This is a genomic window from Gillisia xinjiangensis, from assembly GCF_046298265.1.
In the GTDB taxonomy this organism is placed as follows: domain Bacteria; phylum Bacteroidota; class Bacteroidia; order Flavobacteriales; family Flavobacteriaceae; genus Gillisia; species Gillisia xinjiangensis.
Genome location: NZ_JBKAHK010000051.1, coordinates 1 through 655, shown reverse-complemented (window position 1 = coordinate 655; position 655 = coordinate 1). Strand labels below are relative to the sequence as shown.

General features: G+C 60.0%; 1 protein-coding gene. It reads right to left on the bottom strand.

The genetic code is table 11. The features are described 5' to 3' along the window. Positions 1-371 precede the first annotated feature (371 nt). On the bottom strand, positions 372-655 hold a 284-nt coding region (locus tag ACKGJN_RS16405; protein ID WP_409540644.1), incomplete at its 5' end, for a Rossmann-fold NAD(P)-binding domain-containing protein.

Here is a 655-nt window from a genome sequence, read left to right as displayed (position 1 = left end):
GATAGCGAACAGAATTGTGCCAGCAGTTTTCCCTTGTCGGACGCTAGGGCTTTGGACTGCGTGAGATCTGGCACTATTTGAATATAAGGTTATCGGCTTCCCTGATCGCCTCTTCCGTACTTGCCTCTGGTCCGACGTTCAGGCGGCAGATCGCGCCTTGAGCCGCAGCCGGTTAAGGCGGCGACGGCGATTGCGAGGGAGCCGGAAAGGAAATGCCGGAGGATAGAGCGTCGAGGGAGCAACGACGGCGAGCTCTGAGCTCCTTCTTAGGGGAGAATCATGGTCAGCTGTTCCTTTCAGGTGTCCACAGAGAGATGTACGGCTTGGGAGCGTCAGCAGTCGGGGACCGCCGATCCTCTTCAATCAATTGCTCAGGCTGCGGCCTCGCATCGCGTGAAGTCCGCGGCATGAAGCGTCACGAAATCGTGCAGGCTAGTGGGTGTGCGGCCGGTGAGCCTGATGTAGTCGTCGGTCATACGGTCATAACGACCTTGTTGGTGCAGTTCAGCCATCGTCGTGAGGTGGTTGAGGAGGTGCGCGGGTACGCCTGCTTGCCACAGCTTCGATCTCCACGCGTCGACGTGCAGGTCGCGATAGCGGATCGTACGGCCGAGCGCCGCGCAGAACACCTGCGCGCAGTGATCCAGGCCAGCGG